This is a genomic window from Enterococcus aquimarinus (assembly GCF_001885765.1).
Classification (GTDB): Bacteria; Bacillota; Bacilli; order Lactobacillales; family Enterococcaceae; genus Enterococcus_I; species Enterococcus_I aquimarinus.
In genome coordinates, this window is the sequence record NZ_JXKD01000041.1 from 1 (window position 1) to 591 (window position 591).

The window sequence follows — 591 nt, forward strand, 5'->3', positions numbered from 1 at the left end:
GGAAACGAAAACCAAACGGTCATCAAGAACGTCGTGGAAAACAAGCATTCAAACGAAATATCGCTGAGCGAGAAACGGATTATGCTTCTTTTGAAACAGAGTTCGGGCATCTAGAAGGCGACACGATTGTCGGTGTCAATCATAAAAGTGCCGTCATCACCCTCGTTGAACGCCTTTCAAAAGTCATTATTGCTTTGAAACCTGAAGGTCGTAAAGCAATCGATATTGAAAAAGCAACGAATACTTGGTTTCAATCGGTTCCTAAAAATCTCTTTAAATCGATTACTTTCGATTGTGGTAAAGAGTTCTCAAATTGGAAGAATATCAGTAATATGAATGATATAGCTATTTATTTCGCAGACCCAGGAACACCATCACATCGAGGTTTAAACGAACACTCAAATGGTCTCCTTCGAAAAGATGGCCTACCGAAAGAAATGGACTTCAATCAAGTCAATCAGGATTTCATCTCCTCTGTGGCTTCAAAAAGAAATCATATACCCAGAAAATCACTGAACTACCAGACACCATTGGAAGTCTTTTTGAGTTATGTAAATGAAGAGCAGTTGTCTCGCTTAATTTGACAAATAA

General features: G+C 38.6%; 1 protein-coding gene. It reads left to right on the forward strand.

Translation table 11 applies throughout. The annotated features are described in order from the left end of the window. A partial coding sequence (locus RU93_RS11860; RefSeq protein ID WP_143139464.1) for an IS30 family transposase occupies window positions 1-584 on the forward strand: 584 nt, incomplete at its 5' end. Between the last annotated feature and the right edge of the window lie 7 nt (window positions 585-591).